The sequence below is a fragment of the Pseudomonas sp. CM27 genome (genome assembly GCF_013179515.1).
GTDB lineage: Bacteria > Pseudomonadota > Gammaproteobacteria > Pseudomonadales > Pseudomonadaceae > Aquipseudomonas.
Genome location: NZ_JABMCN010000091.1, coordinates 1 through 13,391 on the forward strand (window position 1 = coordinate 1; position 13,391 = coordinate 13,391).

The 13,391-nt window shown below is 62.8% G+C and carries 14 protein-coding genes and 1 pseudogene; 7 read left to right on the forward strand and 8 right to left on the reverse strand.

Annotated elements, in window-relative coordinates; genetic code table 11:
- Nucleotides 1-207: dihydrofolate reductase (locus HP547_RS13385; RefSeq protein WP_172286538.1), on the forward strand; the 207-nt coding region annotated here is incomplete at its 5' end.
- 72 nt (nt 208-279) lie between these two features.
- Here the strand turns inward: HP547_RS13385 and HP547_RS13390 are convergent.
- Nucleotides 280-486: a hypothetical protein gene (locus HP547_RS13390; RefSeq protein ID WP_172286550.1), complete on the reverse strand. Its 207-nt coding sequence runs from the start codon at nt 484-486 to the stop codon at nt 280-282.
- A 148-nt stretch (nt 487-634) separates the two neighbouring features.
- Entirely contained in the window at nt 635-2,026 is a 1,392-nt protein-coding gene (locus tag HP547_RS13395) for an L-cystine transporter (RefSeq protein WP_172286539.1), read from the reverse strand.
- A gap of 244 nt (nt 2,027-2,270) precedes the next feature.
- Between HP547_RS13395 and HP547_RS13400 the strand changes: the two genes are divergently transcribed.
- A complete protein-coding gene (locus tag HP547_RS13400) occupies nt 2,271-3,326 on the forward strand; it encodes a haloacid dehalogenase-like hydrolase (RefSeq protein ID WP_172286540.1) in 1,056 nt (351 codons plus the stop codon).
- A gap of 174 nt (nt 3,327-3,500) precedes the next feature.
- On the opposite strand, the gene ilvD is transcribed toward HP547_RS13400, so the two are convergent.
- Entirely contained in the window at nt 3,501-5,342 is a 1,842-nt protein-coding gene (ilvD, locus tag HP547_RS13405; protein WP_172286541.1) for a dihydroxy-acid dehydratase, read from the reverse strand.
- Nucleotides 5,343-5,503: 161 nt separating this feature from the next.
- On the opposite strand from ilvD, the gene HP547_RS29680 reads away from it, so the two are divergent.
- Nucleotides 5,504-5,764 carry a hypothetical protein gene (locus HP547_RS29680; protein ID WP_256676330.1) on the forward strand — a complete coding sequence of 87 codons (261 nt, stop codon included), beginning with the start codon at nt 5,504-5,506 and terminating at the stop codon, nt 5,762-5,764.
- A gap of 44 nt (nt 5,765-5,808) precedes the next feature.
- On the opposite strand, the gene HP547_RS13415 is transcribed toward HP547_RS29680, so the two are convergent.
- Entirely contained in the window at nt 5,809-7,005 is a 1,197-nt protein-coding gene (locus tag HP547_RS13415; protein WP_172227216.1) for a class I SAM-dependent rRNA methyltransferase, read from the reverse strand.
- A 194-nt stretch (nt 7,006-7,199) separates the two neighbouring features.
- Here HP547_RS13415 and HP547_RS13420 point away from each other — a divergent pair, with 194 nt between their 5' ends.
- Both HP547_RS13420 and mutM read left to right on the forward strand, forming a co-directional pair.
- A complete protein-coding gene (locus HP547_RS13420; RefSeq protein WP_172227239.1) occupies nt 7,200-8,018 on the forward strand; it encodes an HDOD domain-containing protein in 819 nt (272 codons plus the stop codon).
- Between the two features lie 3 nt (nt 8,019-8,021).
- The gene (mutM, locus tag HP547_RS13425) at nt 8,022-8,834 is read left to right on the forward strand and encodes a bifunctional DNA-formamidopyrimidine glycosylase/DNA-(apurinic or apyrimidinic site) lyase (RefSeq protein WP_172227218.1); all 813 of its coding nucleotides are present in this window, start codon (nt 8,022-8,024) and stop codon (nt 8,832-8,834) included.
- A 111-nt stretch (nt 8,835-8,945) separates the two neighbouring features.
- On the opposite strand, the gene HP547_RS13430 is transcribed toward mutM, so the two are convergent.
- The 3 genes from HP547_RS13430 to HP547_RS13440 all read right to left on the reverse strand — a co-directional run bounded on the left by HP547_RS13430 (nt 8,946) and on the right by HP547_RS13440 (nt 11,442).
- A complete protein-coding gene (locus tag HP547_RS13430) occupies nt 8,946-9,197 on the reverse strand; it encodes a YfhL family 4Fe-4S dicluster ferredoxin (protein ID WP_172227220.1) in 252 nt (83 codons plus the stop codon).
- 101 nt (nt 9,198-9,298) lie between these two features.
- The gene (coaD, locus tag HP547_RS13435) at nt 9,299-9,784 is read right to left on the reverse strand and encodes a pantetheine-phosphate adenylyltransferase (protein WP_172227222.1); all 486 of its coding nucleotides are present in this window, start codon (nt 9,782-9,784) and stop codon (nt 9,299-9,301) included.
- Nucleotides 9,785-10,011: 227 nt separating this feature from the next.
- Nucleotides 10,012-11,442 carry a coniferyl aldehyde dehydrogenase gene (locus tag HP547_RS13440; RefSeq protein ID WP_172286542.1) on the reverse strand — a complete coding sequence of 477 codons (1,431 nt, stop codon included), beginning with the start codon at nt 11,440-11,442 and terminating at the stop codon, nt 10,012-10,014.
- Between the two features lie 151 nt (nt 11,443-11,593).
- On the opposite strand from HP547_RS13440, the gene HP547_RS13445 reads away from it, so the two are divergent.
- Both HP547_RS13445 and HP547_RS13450 read left to right on the forward strand, forming a co-directional pair.
- Nucleotides 11,594-12,259, forward strand: a complete 666-nt coding sequence (locus tag HP547_RS13445; RefSeq protein WP_172286543.1) for a TetR/AcrR family transcriptional regulator — start codon at nt 11,594-11,596, stop codon at nt 12,257-12,259.
- A gap of 35 nt (nt 12,260-12,294) precedes the next feature.
- Entirely contained in the window at nt 12,295-13,149 is an 855-nt protein-coding gene (locus HP547_RS13450) for a sulfurtransferase (protein ID WP_172286544.1), read from the forward strand.
- Nucleotides 13,150-13,232: 83 nt separating this feature from the next.
- Here the strand turns inward: HP547_RS13450 and HP547_RS13455 are convergent.
- A pseudogene (locus HP547_RS13455) lies at nt 13,233-13,391 on the reverse strand (hydrolase); the annotation flags it as partial.

Consider the following 13,391-nt stretch of genomic DNA (forward strand, 5'->3'; position numbering starts at 1 on the left):
ATGCTGATTGGCGGGGCGCAGCTGTATGGGCAGGCGCTGGAGAAGGGGCTGGTCAGCCGCATGTACCTGACGCGGGTGGAACTGTCGCCGGCAGGAGATGCCTGGTTCCCTGAGTTTGACCAGGGCCAGTGGCAGCTGACTTCGAGCGCCGCACAGGCTGAAGAAGGGAAGCCTGGGTATCACTTCGAGGTTTGGGACAAGGTTTGATGGTGCCGGGGCTGCTTTGCAGCCCTTCGCGGGCAAATCGGATCGCCGTACCGCCGCTCTTACCGGGGGCGCTCAGGTGAGCAGCTTGATGATTACTGCGGTGACAGTAGCGACCGTGGTGACGAATCCGACAGCAATGGCAACCGGATACCAGAAGGTTTCGCGGGTCATTTTGACGGCTTCAGCATTCAGCTTGCGCGTCTCGGCGATCAGTTTGTCCACCTCGACGCGGATCTTGGCGACTTCAACCCGAATCTCTTCGGCTTCGGCCTGGGTCATGTCTTGCGAGTGCATGGGCAGGTCCTTCCCCTCGGAGTATTCGCAAAGCCCAGGCTGAAGTATAGCGGCGCCCGTAGCCAGCTGTTGCTCGCTTCCCATGCCATTGCGTTACTGGATATTGGGGCTGCAAAGCAGCCCCGGCCACCCGTCAGGAATGACTCAGCTCGGCATGCTCATCGCCTGCCAGCACGTCCTTGTCGGTTTCTTTCAGCAGCTGGCTGGTTACCACGCCCGCAGTCATCGAACCGTTCACGTTCAGTGCCGTGCGGCCCATGTCGATCAGCGGTTCCACGGAAATCAGCAACGCCACCAGTTCAACCGGCAAGCCCATGGCCGGCAGCACGATCAGCGCGGCGAACGTGGCGCCGCCGCCTACCCCGGCAACCCCGGCCGAACTCAGGGTGACGATGGCCACCAGCGTGGCGATCCACAGCGGGTCGAAGGTGTCGATGCCAACCGCCGGCGCCACCATCACCGCCAACATGGCGGGATAGAGCCCGGCGCAGCCGTTCTGGCCGATGGTGGTGCCGAACGAGGCGCTGAAGCTGGCGATGGACTGTGGCACGCCCAGGCGGCGAGTCTGCGCTTCGATATTCAGCGGAATGCTGGCGGCGCTGGAGCGGCTGGTGAAGGCGAAGGTCAGCACTGGCCACACCTTGCGGAAGAAGCGCAGCGGGCTCACCCCGGTCGCAGCCAGGATGACGGCATGCACCACGAACATCAGCCCAAGGCCCAGGTACGAAACCACCACGAAGCTGCCCAGCTTGAGGATGTCTTCCATGTTGGAGCTGGCCACGACCTTGGTCATCAGGGCCAGTACGCCATACGGGGTCAGCTTCATCACCACCCGTACCAGGCGCATTACCCAGGCCTGCAGGGTGTCGATGGCCGACAACGCGCGTGCGCCTTTCTCGGCGTCATCCTTGATCAGCTGCAATGCGGCCAGGCCGACGAACACGGCGAAGATCACCACGCTGATGATCGAGGTCGGCTTGGCCCGTGCCAGGTCACCCACCGGGTTGCTGGGGATGAACGACAGCAGCAGCTGCGGGATGTTGAGGTCGGCGACCTTGCCCGCGTAGTCGCTGTGGATGACCTGCATGCGCGCGCTTTCCTGCACGCCGGCTACCAGGCCTTCGGCACTGAGGCCGAACAGGTTGGTGAGGACGATGCCGATCAGTGCGGCAATGGCGGTGGTCAGCAGCAGGGTGCCGATGCTCAGCACGCTGATGCGGCCCAGCGACGACGCGTTGTGCAGGCGGGCAACGGCACTGAGGATCGAGGCGAAGATCAGTGGCATGACGATCATCTGCAACAGGCCGACATAGCCGTTGCCCACCAGGTCAAGCCAGGCGATGGTGGCTTTGAGCACCGGGTGGCCAGCACCATAGACCGTATGCAGGGCCAGGCCGAAGACCACACCCAGCACCAGGCCCAGCAGTACCTTCTTGGCCAGGCTCCAGTCGGTGCGGCGGGTTTGTGCCAGGCCCAGCAGCAGGGCCAGGAACGCCAGCAGGTTAAGAGACAGCGGCAGGTTCATTGAAGCTCCAGCAGAAAAAAGCAGATGAGGCATCGCCTCTGTGAGCGATTGCGAACGGAAATGCTAACAGGCTGAAAACAAACGAATTTATACCCAAATGGAATTTGCATAGTCGTTTATGGAATAACGGCCTGTCGCGGATTGCAATGAACGCGGCGTTTACAGCTGCATAGGGGTCGCTAACGAAGGTTGTTGGCAGGGATTGTTGCACTAGCGTTTCTGGGTCATTTCAGGAGATTCGGCCATGAAGTTCGCTGCGAAAGCTGTCGCTCTCAGTCTGTCCGTGCTGTTCAGCCTCGAAACCTATGCCACCGAGCTCAAGCATTGGCCCGCCGAGGCTGCCAGGCAGCTCGACAGCATGATTGCTGCCAATGCCAACCAAGGCAATTACGCGGTGTTCGACATGGACAACACCAGTTACCGCTACGACCTTGAAGAGGCGTTGCTGCCTTTCATGGAAAACAAGGGCCTGCTAAGCCGTGAGAAACTCGACCCTTCGCTGAAACTGATGCCATTCAAGGATACCGCCGAGCACAAGGAAAGCCTTTTCAGCTACTACTACCGGCTGTGCGAAGTGGACGACATGGTCTGCTACCCGTGGGTGGCCCAGGTGTTTTCCGGCTTTACCCTGCAGGAGCTGAAGGTGCAGGTAGATGAGCTGATGGCCACCGCCCAGCCGATCCCCAGTACCTATTACGAAGGGGATCAGGTCAAGGCCATCGAGGTACAGCCGCCCAAGGTCTTCAAGGGCCAGGCCGAGTTGTACAACAAGCTGATGGAGAACGGTATCGAGGTCTATGTGGTTTCTGCCGCCTCCGAGGAGCTGGTGCGCATGGTCGCCTCGGACCCTAAGTACGGCTACAACGTGAAGCCGCAGAACGTGATTGGCGTAAGCCTGCTGCTCAAGGACAGGGCCAGCGGCCAGCTGACCACCGCGCGCAAGCAGATCAGCGCCGGGCAATACGATGCCAAGGCCAACCAGGGGCTGGAGCTGACCCCGTACCTGTGGACCCCGGCCACCTGGATGGCGGGCAAGCAGGCAGCGATCCTGACCTATATCGATGAGTGGAAGAAGCCGGTGCTGGTGGGCGGTGATACGCCGACCAGTGACGGCTACATGCAGTTTCATGGCGTGGACGTGAGCAAGGGTGGCATCCACTTGTGGATAAACCGCAAGGCCAAGTACATGGACCAGCTGAACGGGATGATTGCCAGGAACGCGGCGGCGCAGGCCAGGGAAGGATTGCCGGTGACGGCGGACAAGAACTGGGTGATCGTGACGCCGGAGCAGATTCAGTAATTGTTGTGTTGCCTGTACTGGCCCTATCGCCGGCAAGCCAGCTCCCACAGGTACTCCACAGCATCTGAAATCTGTGCAGTACCTGTGGGAGCGGGTTTACCCGCGAAGAGGCCGGCACAGGCATAAAAAACCGGCGCTCAAGGCGCCGGTTTCTCATTTCCGCCAGAGAGAGCTTCAGAGCCCTTCGAGCATCGCCTTGTTACGCACAGCACCCTTGTCGGCACTGGTCGCCAGCAGGGCATAAGCCTTCAGCGCGGTAGTCACCTTGCGTGGGCGAACTTCAACCGGTTTCCAGCCCTTCTTGTCCTGCTCGATACGACGCTGAGCCAGCTCTTCGTCACTGACCAGCAAGTTGATCGAACGGTTGGGGATGTCGATCAGCACCTTGTCGCCGTCGCGCACCAGGCCGATGGCACCGCCTGCGGCAGCTTCCGGCGAGGCGTGGCCGATCGACAGGCCCGAGGTACCGCCCGAGAAGCGACCGTCGGTGAGCAGCGCGCACGCCTTGCCCAGGCCTTTGGACTTCAGGTACGAGGTCGGGTAGAGCATTTCTTGCATGCCCGGGCCGCCTTTCGGGCCTTCGTAGCGAATGATCACGATGTCGCCCGCCTGCACTTCGTCGGCAAGGATGCCGCGTACCGCACTGTCCTGGCTTTCGAAGATCTTCGCGTTGCCTTCGAACACGTGGATCGACTCGTCGACACCGGCGGTTTTTACCACGCACCCGTCGAGGGCGATGTTGCCGTACAGCACGGCCAGGCCGCCCTCTTGCGAGTAGGCGTGTTCAAAGCTGCGGATGCAGCCGTTTTCACGGTCGTCGTCGAGGGTTTCCCAACGGGTCGACTGGCTGAACGCAGTCTGGGTCGGGATGCCGGCAGGGCCTGCCTTGAAGAAGGTGTGCACTGCTTCGTCATCGGTCTGGGTGATGTCCCACTTGGCGATGGCTTCTTCCATGCTGTTGCTGTGCACGGTCGGCAGGTCGGTGTGCAGCAGGCCGCCACGGGCCAGCGAGCCGAGGATGCTGAAGATGCCGCCGGCGCGATGCACGTCTTCCATGTGGTACTTCTGGATGTTTGGCGCAACCTTGCACAGCTGCGGCACCGTGCGCGACAGGCGGTCGATGTCGCGCAGGTCGAACTCGACCTCGCCTTCCTGGGCTGCTGCCAGCAAGTGCAGGATGGTATTGGTCGAACCGCCCATGGCGATGTCGAGCATCATGGCGTTTTCGAACGCCTTGAAGTTGGCGATGCTGCGCGGCAGCACGGAGGCGTCGTTTTCGCCGTAGTAGCGCTTGCACAGCTCGACGATGGTGCGGCCGGCAGTGAGGAACAGCTGCTCGCGGTCGGAGTGGGTGGCCAGGGTCGAACCGTTGCCTGGCAAGGCCAGACCCAGGGCTTCGGTCAGGCAGTTCATCGAGTTGGCGGTGAACATACCCGAGCACGAACCGCAGGTCGGGCAGGCGCTACGCTCGTACTCGGCGACTTTTTCGTCGGAAGCCGAGGAGTCCGCAGCGATGACCATGGCATCGACCAGGTCCAGGCCGTGGCTGGCCAGCTTGGTCTTGCCGGCCTCCATCGGGCCACCGGAGACGAAGATGACCGGGATGTTCAGGCGCAGGGCGGCCATCAGCATGCCGGGGGTGATCTTGTCGCAGTTGGAAATGCACACGATGGCGTCGGCGCAGTGCGCATTGACCATGTATTCCACGGCGTCGGCAATGATCTCGCGGCTTGGCAGCGAGTACAGCATGCCGTCGTGGCCCATGGCGATGCCGTCGTCCACCGCGATGGTGTTGAATTCCTTGGCCACGCCACCGGCGCGTTCGATTTCACGGGCGACCAGTTGGCCCAGGTCCTTCAGGTGCACGTGGCCCGGGACGAACTGGGTGAACGAGTTGGCGATGGCGATGATCGGTTTCTTGAAATCGTCGTCCTTCATGCCGGTGGCGCGCCACAGGGCACGGGCGCCGGCCATGTTGCGGCCGTGGGTGGAAGTCTTGGAACGATAATCAGGCATGAAACACTCCTGGCGGCTTAATCAGGTCACATAAAGGGGAGTGAGCTTCTCTTTTCCTTTGCGCCGCAGGCCGGTTGCCACTGGCACGGATGGGGCCGAAGACACCACGGGATCGCCGCGTGCTTGGCCAGAGCTCATAAACCCGCCGGGGATGACTGGCGATGAATAGGCCGATTCTACACCGCTGGCGCGGCGAGGGAATGGCGATGTGTCTGGGCGGTGGCTTTGGTCAAATGAGCGGCGGTTTGCAGGATGCTTCTGAGACGCGTCAGCCTGCTGTACCGCAAGCGGGTGCGGTGGCTGATGCTGCTGGTATCTGGCAATCTTTTCTCGGGCGCGGGTATCGCCGCATTCGAGGAAACCATTACCGCGCATATGTGCTGGTGCACTTCGGGATTGCGTCCTGCGTGCTGGATATCTGAGCGACCACTGGGCCGCAATGCGGCCCCAGTGGCGTCAGTGTGTATCAGCTGTTCGGCAGCAGGCGGCAGGTGATGCTCTTGATGTAGCGGGTTTCGGCAATGGCCGGGTGCACCGGGTGGTCCGGGCCCTGGCCGCCGCGCTCGAGCAGCTGCAGGTTGCGGTCCAGGTGGCGGGCGCTGGTCAGCAGGATGTTGTTCAGGTCATCTTCCGGCAGGTGCATCGAGCAAGAAGCACTGACCAGGATGCCATCCTTGTTGAGCATGCGCATGGCTTGCTCGTTCAGGCGGCGGTAGGCGGCTTCACCGTTTTTCAGGTCTTTCTTGCGCTTGATGAAGGCGGGTGGGTCGGCAATGATCACGTCGAAGCGCTCTTCGGCAGCCTTGAGCTCGCGCAGGGCTTCGAACACATCGCCTTCGATGCAGGTCAGCTTCTCGCTGATGCCGTTCAGTGCCGCGTTACGCTCCACGCCATCCAGGGCGAAGCCCGAGGCATCGACGCAGAACACTTCGCTGGCGCCAAACGCACCGGCCTGCACGCCCCAGCCACCGATGTAGCTGAACAGGTCGAGCACGCGCTTGCCCTTCACATAAGGTGCCAGGCGCGCACGGTTCATGCGGTGGTCGTAGAACCAGCCGGTCTTCTGGCCTTCGCGTACCGGGGCTTCGAACCTGACGCCGTTTTCTTCCAGCGGGACCCAGTCCGGGACTTCGCCGTAGACCGTTTCGACATAGCGTTGCAGGCCTTCGGCGTCGCGCGCTGCGGAATCGTTCTTGAACAGGATGCCGCTGGGCTTGAGCACCTGGATCAGGGCCGCGATCACGTCATCCTTGTGCGCTTCCATGGTGGCCGAGGCCAGTTGCACCACGAGGATGTCGAAGAAACGGTCGACCACCAGGCCTGGCAACAGGTCGGAGTCACCGTAGACGAGGCGGTAGCACGGCTTGTCGAAAAGGCGCTCGCGCAGGGACAGGGCGACGTTCAGGCGGTGTACCAGCAGCGACTTGTCCAGCGGCAGCTTGATATCGCGCGACAGCAGCCGGGCGCAGATCAGGTTGTTCGGGCTCAGTGCGACGATGCCCAGCGGCTTGCCATTGGCCGCTTCGAGCACGGCCTGCTGGCCGGCCTGAAAGCCTTGCAGCGGGGTCGCGCTGACGTCGATTTCGTTGCTGTAGACCCACAGGTGTCCGGCGCGCAGGCGGCGGTCGGCATTGGCTTTGAGGCGAAGGCTGGGCAGGGACATGACGTCGCTCCGGGAAAAAAGAGCGGGAGTATAGCCTGTCTGCCCATTGATCGGTGCAGGGCCTCGACAAAGGGAACAAGGCATGCGCCACGGCTGCTGCTGCCGGGTTAGAATCCCCCGTCCTAAACGAGTGTGCACGCATGTCCCAAGAACTCAGCGCCGAACAGATCCAGCAAGCCTTGCAAGGCATCACCATCCCGCCGCAACCGCAGATCATGGTCGACCTGCAGTTCGAGCAGTACATGCCTGACCCGGACCTGGAAACCATCGCCAAGCTGATTTCCCAGGACCCGGGCCTCTCGGGCGCCTTGCTCAAGCTGGTCAACTCTGCGCATTTCGGCCTTTCCAACAAGATCGGTTCGATCCAGCGCGCGGTGAATCTGCTGGGCAGCCGCTCCATCATCAACCTGATCAACGCCCAGTCGATCAAGGGCGAGATGAGCGATGAAACCATCGTTACCCTCAACCGTTTCTGGGACACCGCCCAGGACGTGGCGATGACCTGCCTGACCCTGGCCAAGCGCACGGGCATCCAGGCAGCAGACGAGGCTTACACGATGGGGTTGTTCCACGACTGCGGCGTGCCGCTGATGCTCAAGCGCTTCCCCAACTACATGGAGGTGCTGGAACAAGCCTACGCCAATGCCGATGGGGACACGCGGGTGGTCGACACCGAAAACCGCGCGTTCAACACCAACCATTCGGTGGTCGGCTATTTCACTGCCAAATCGTGGCGCCTGCCCGAGCACCTGACTGCGGCTATCGCCAACCACCACAACGCCTTGGCGGTGTTCCGCGACGATACCTCGCGCAATACCCAAAGCCAGCTGAAAAACCTGCTCGCGGTGCTGAAGATGGCCGAGCATATCTGTGCATCCTACCGGGTGCTGGGCAACCAGGCCGTGGACCATGAGTGGAATGTGGTCGGCCCGCTGGTGCTCGATTACATTGGCCTGTCGGAATACGATTTCGAAAACCTCAAGCAGAACATTCGCGAGCTGGGCGGGCACTGACACATGCCGGAATTACCCGAAGTAGAAACCACCCGGCGCGGTATCGCGCCACATCTGGAGGGCCAGCGGGTCAGCCGCGTGGTAGTGCGTGACCGGCGCTTGCGCTGGCCGATCCCGGAAGACCTGGACGTGCGCCTGTCAGGCCAGCGCATCGTCAGCGTCGAGCGGCGCGCCAAATACCTGCTGATCAATGCCGAGGTCGGCACCCTGATCAGCCATCTGGGCATGTCGGGCAACTTGCGTCTGGTCGAGCTGGGGCTACCGGCGGCCAAGCATGAGCACGTCGACATCGAGCTGGAGTCGGGGCTGATGCTGCGCTACACCGACCCGCGCCGCTTCGGCGCGATGCTCTGGAGCCCCGACCCGCTGAATCACGAACTGCTGTTGCGGCTGGGGCCGGAGCCACTGACCGACCTGTTCGACGGTGAGCGGCTGTTCCAGCTGTCGCGCGGGCGGTCGATGGCGGTGAAGCCGTTCATCATGGACAACGCGGTGGTGGTGGGGGTGGGCAACATCTACGCCACCGAGGCGCTGTTTGCCGCAGGTATCGACCCACGGCGGGCCGCGGGCGGGATTTCCCGGGCGCGCTACCTGAAGCTGGCTATCGAGATCAAACGGGTGCTGGCGGCGGCGATCGAGCGAGGGGGTACCACCCTGCGCGACTTCATCGGGGGCGACGGGCAGCCGGGGTATTTCCAGCAGGAGCTGTTTGTGTACGGGCGTGGCGGGCAGCCGTGCAAGGTGTGTGGCACGGAGTTGCGCGAGGTCAAGCTGGGGCAGCGGGCCAGCGTATTCTGCCCGCGCTGCCAGCGCTAAGGCTCAGGGCCCTATCGCCGGCAAGCCAGCTCCCACACATACTGCACAGCCCTCAAGAGCGGTGATATCCCTGTGGGAGCTGGCTTGCCGGCGATGAGGGCTGACCTGATATCAGGCCTTGCCGGTGATCCGCTGGTACTTGGCCATCAGCTGTTCTTCGGTTTCCGGGTGTGCTTCATCCAGCGGGATGCAGTCGACCGGGCAGACCTGCTGGCACTGCGGCTCGTCGTAATGGCCCACGCACTGGGTGCACAGGTTAGGGTCGATCACGTAGATCTCTTCGCCTTGGGAGATGGCCTCGTTCGGGCACTCGGGTTCGCAGACGTCGCAGTTGATGCAATCGTCGGTGATGATCAGGGACATGGGGGCTCCGGCCGGGGCTCAGCGCCCGGGCATGTTCAACGCAATGGGCACAATTGTGCCGCATTCGCGCCCGCAGTGCACGCGGGCGCGACAATCAGGCATCAGACCTGCTTCTTGAAGCGTTCGGTCAGCGCCTCGGCCACCACCGGGTGGACGAACTTGGTGATGTCACCGCCCAATGCGGCGATTTCCCGGACCAAGGTCGAGGAAATGAACGAATACCGCTCCGAAGGCGTCAGGAACAGGCTCTCGACATCGGGTGCCAGTTGCCGGTTCATGTTCGCCAGCTGGAATTCGTACTCGAAGTCGGACACCGCACGCAGGCCGCGCAGGAAGACGTTGGCGCCCTGTTCCTTGGCAAAATGTGCCAGCAGGGAAGAGAAGCCGATGACTTCGACATTGGGCAGGTGCTTGGTGACCTCACGGGCGAGCTCCACCCGTTGTTCCAGCTGGAACAGCGGGTTTTTCTTGGGGCTGGCCGCCACCGCGATGATCACGTGGTCGAACAGCCGCGAAGCGCGCTCGACCAGGTCGCCATGGCCTTTGGTAATGGGGTCGAAAGTACCCGGGTACAACACTCGGTTCATCGCGTCATCCTGGCTGGAGTGCGTTGGGGAGTCGGATGGTAGCGCAGCGACGGCGCCCCGGCCAAGTCATGCGGCCAGCTGATGGCACTATAGACAGGGGCGTTGTTGCTTGTCATGCACTGTGTGCCAGGCGGGCGACCAGGGCCGCGCTGAGCCTGGCGCCGGCAAGGAAATCACAGACGGGCAGGTCGAAGCGCAGCAGGGCACGGCGTTGGATGGCCCGGCCCTCAGCGGATGAACAGCTTGTAGACCAGGCGCTGCAAGGCCTTGCCATAAGGTGGGTAGATCAGCCGGGCGGCGTTGAAGCGTTGCTTGGCCAGCACCGCCTTGGCCTTGCTGAAGGTCAGGAAACCGTCATGGCCATGGTAATGGCCCATACCCGAAGGGCCGATGCCCCCGAAGGGCAGGTCATCCTGAGCGACATGCAGCAGGGTGTCGTTCAGGCACACGCCGCCAGAATGGGTATGTTGCAGCACATGCTCCTGGCCGGCGCGGTCATAGCCGAAGTAATACAGCGCCAGTGGGCGCGGGCGCTGGTTGATGTACGCCAGCGCCTGATCGAGGCCGTCGTAGGGCACCAGTGGCAGCAGCGGGCCGAAAATCTCGTCCTGCATCACCTGCATGCTGTCGTCTACCCGCAGCAGCAAATGTGGCGGCAGGCGACGGCCCTGGCGGGTTTCGTCAGGGTACAGGTCGATCACCTGCGCACCCTTGGCACGGGCATCGTCCAGTAGGTGCTGCAGGCGCTGCAACTGGCGCGGGTTGATGATGGCGGTGTAGTCGGGGTTGTCGGCGATGTGTGGGTACAGGCGGCGCACGGCGCCCTGGTAGGCGTCGCTGAAGGCGTCCAGGCGTTCGCGCGGCACCAGCACGTAGTCGGGCGCCACGCAGGTCTGGCCGGCGTTGAGGGTCTTGCCGAAGGCGATGCGCTCGGCGGCAGCGTCGAGCGGCACATCGGCCGAAACAATGGCAGGTGACTTGCCGCCCAGTTCCAGGGTGACCGGTGTCAGGTTCTGCGCAGCAGCCAGCATTACCTGACGGCCCACGCTGGTGGCTCCGGTGAACAGCAGGTGGTCGAATGGCAGGCGGGCGAACGCCTGGCCTATCTCGACTTCACCCAACACCACGTTGACCAGGTCGCTGGGGAATACCTGCGCCAGCAGTTGCTGAAGCGCAAGGCCGGTAGCGGGCGTGGCTTCGCTGAGCTTGAGCATGACCCGGTTGCCGGCTGCCAGGGCGCAGGTCAGCGGACCGATGGCGAGGAACAGCGGATAGTTCCAAGGCACGATGATGCCGACCACCCCCAAGGGTTGATAGCGCACCTGTGCCCTGGCGGGCTGAAAGGCCAGGCCGGCTCGCCGCCGGCTGGCGCGCATCCAGCGCTGCAGGTGTCTTTCGGCGTGGCGCAGGCCTTGCACCGACGGTAGCAGTTCGGCCAGCAGGGTTTCATCGGCGCTACGCCCGGCAAAGTCCTGTGTGATGGCTGCGATCAATTCGGCCTGGCCACTCAGCAGGGCTTCGCGCAGGCTTTTCAGCCACTGGCGCCGCTGCGCCTCCGGTGGCGACGGGTTACCGGCAAAGGCCTGGCGTTGGGCAGCAAACATCGCTGCAAGGTCGAGGTCGAATTGCACAGGGGGCAAGGCACTGGGCGAGTTCATGATGGTGTCGAATCCGGGCGAGGGAACCTCTAGAGCCTATACTCTAACTTGCACGGTGGTGCGACTTTTTGCTGGTGATCCAGCGGTGCATTCGACCGCTAATACACCGTAAGATAAGCCTTTACCAAGGCCCGCAGACTGGGAGCCGAGCATGGCACCGCGCATTAAGACCCGAGAGCGCATCGTGCAGAACAGCCTGGAGCTGTTCAACCAGCAGGGCGAACGCAGCGTCAGTACCAACCACATTGCCGCGCACATGGAAATTTCGCCCGGCAATCTCTATTACCACTTCCCCAACAAGCAGGCGATCATCGCGCTCCTGTTCAGCCAGTACGAAGCGCTGGTGGACAGCTTCCTGCGCCCGCCGCAGGGCCGTGCGGCGACTGTCGAAGACAAGCGCTTCTACCTCAAGGCCTTGCTTGCGGCGATGTGGAACTACCGCTTCCTGCACCGTGACCTCGAGCACCTGCTGGACAGCGACGCGGAGCTGGCGGCCCGTTACCGGCGTTTTTCCGAGCGCTGCCTGCGCCAGGGCCAGGCGATTTACCGCGGTTTCGTCGAGGCCGGCATCCTGGCCATGGCACCTGCGCAAATCGAGTCGCTTACCATCAACGCCTGGATCGTGCTGACCTCCTGGGTTCGTTTTCTCAGCACCACGCGTGAACATTCCGCGCACCTGGGTGAAGAAGCCTTCAAGCGCGGTGTCTATCAGGTACTGGTGCTGGAACTCGGCTTCGTCACCGACAACGCCCGTACTGCCGTGGATGCCCTGTGCCAGGAATTCCACGTACCGTTCAATCAGGCCCTGGAGCACTAACCCAGGGCTCTTGTGCCATCGATCAGGAGATAGTCATGCCCCTTGCGCAATTGATCACCCCGCAGCAATTGGCCGAGCGTCTGGAGGAGCCCGGGTTGGTGATCCTCGACTGCCGCTTTGCCCTCGAGGATGTGGACTATGGGCAACGCAGCTATGCCCAGGGGCATATTGCCGGGGCGCACTTTGCCGACCTGGAACGCGACCTGAGCGGGCCGGTGAGCAAGGGGCGCACCGGGCGGCACCCGTTGCCGGATGCGCAGCTGCTGGTCGGGCGCCTGCGTGAGTGGGGCCTGGACAATGACAGTGAGGTGGTGCTGTACGATGATGGGCCGGGGGCCTTCGCGGCCCGCGCGTGGTGGCTGCTGGCCTGGCTGGGCAAACGCAGCGGCGTGGCGATTCTCGATGGCGGCTTGAAAGCCTGGCATGCAGCGCACTTGCCGCTGAGCCTGGACCCGCCGCACAAGCGCGATGGCACTTTCAGCGGTGAGCCGGACAGCACGTTGCTGATCGATGCCGGGCATCTGGCCAAGCGTCTGGGCGCTGCGGATCTGACGTTGATCGATGCCCGGGCCTTGCCGCGTTTTCGCGGTGAAGTGGAGCCGATCGATTCGGTGGCCGGGCATATTCCTGGGGCCCAGTGCGCGGCGTTTACCGACAACCTGGGGGCCGACGGGTGTTTTCTGCCGGCAGATCAGCTCAGGCAGCGCTTTGCCGAGAAGCTGGGCGGACGGGCGCCGGAGCAGCTGGTGTCGTACTGCGGGTCTGGGGTGACGGCTTGCCATAACCTGTTTGCGTTGGCGCTGGCAGGGTATCCGCTGGGCAAGCTGTATGCCGGGTCGTGGAGCGAGTGGATCAACAACCCCGCGCATGGCGTGGCAACTGGCGAGTAACAAGATCGACGTTTTAGCAGGGACCAGGTGGGAGCGGGTTTACCCGCTCCCACAGAAATCGCGCAGGCTCAGGAGGGTTGAGGCTAGTTACCCTCGAGCAGCCACTGCGGAATACGCCGCTCCAGGTAATACCCAGGATTACGCAAGCTGCCATCGACAAACCCCACATGGCCGCCCCTGCTGTGCAGCTCGAAGCGAGTCTGTGCCGCCAGCTCGCGGGCGGTGGGCAGGCTATGGCCGGC

Bases quoted from the DNA above. Each gene is read 5' to 3' on its own strand.
- HP547_RS13415 (WP_172227216.1), bottom strand. From the start codon at position 7,005: ATGTCCCTGCCCAGCCTTCGCCTCAAAGCCAATGCCGACCGCCGCCTG.
- HP547_RS13395 (WP_172286539.1), bottom strand. From the start codon at position 2,026: ATGAACCTGCCGCTGTCTCTTAACCTGCTGGCGTTCCTGGCCCTGCTG.
- HP547_RS13440 (WP_172286542.1), bottom strand. From the start codon at position 11,442: ATGAACTCGCCCAGTGCCTTGCCCCCTGTGCAATTCGACCTCGACCTT.
- HP547_RS13445 (WP_172286543.1), top strand. From the start codon at position 11,594: ATGGCACCGCGCATTAAGACCCGAGAGCGCATCGTGCAGAACAGCCTG.
- mutM (WP_172227218.1), top strand. From the start codon at position 8,022: ATGCCGGAATTACCCGAAGTAGAAACCACCCGGCGCGGTATCGCGCCA.
- ilvD (WP_172286541.1), bottom strand. From the start codon at position 5,342: ATGCCTGATTATCGTTCCAAGACTTCCACCCACGGCCGCAACATGGCC.
- HP547_RS13400 (WP_172286540.1), top strand. From the start codon at position 2,271: ATGAAGTTCGCTGCGAAAGCTGTCGCTCTCAGTCTGTCCGTGCTGTTC.
- HP547_RS13450 (WP_172286544.1), top strand. From the start codon at position 12,295: ATGCCCCTTGCGCAATTGATCACCCCGCAGCAATTGGCCGAGCGTCTG.
- HP547_RS29680 (WP_256676330.1), top strand. From the start codon at position 5,504: ATGAATAGGCCGATTCTACACCGCTGGCGCGGCGAGGGAATGGCGATG.
- HP547_RS13430 (WP_172227220.1), bottom strand. From the start codon at position 9,197: ATGTCCCTGATCATCACCGACGATTGCATCAACTGCGACGTCTGCGAA.
- coaD (WP_172227222.1), bottom strand. From the start codon at position 9,784: ATGAACCGAGTGTTGTACCCGGGTACTTTCGACCCCATTACCAAAGGC.
- HP547_RS13390 (WP_172286550.1), bottom strand. From the start codon at position 486: ATGACCCAGGCCGAAGCCGAAGAGATTCGGGTTGAAGTCGCCAAGATC.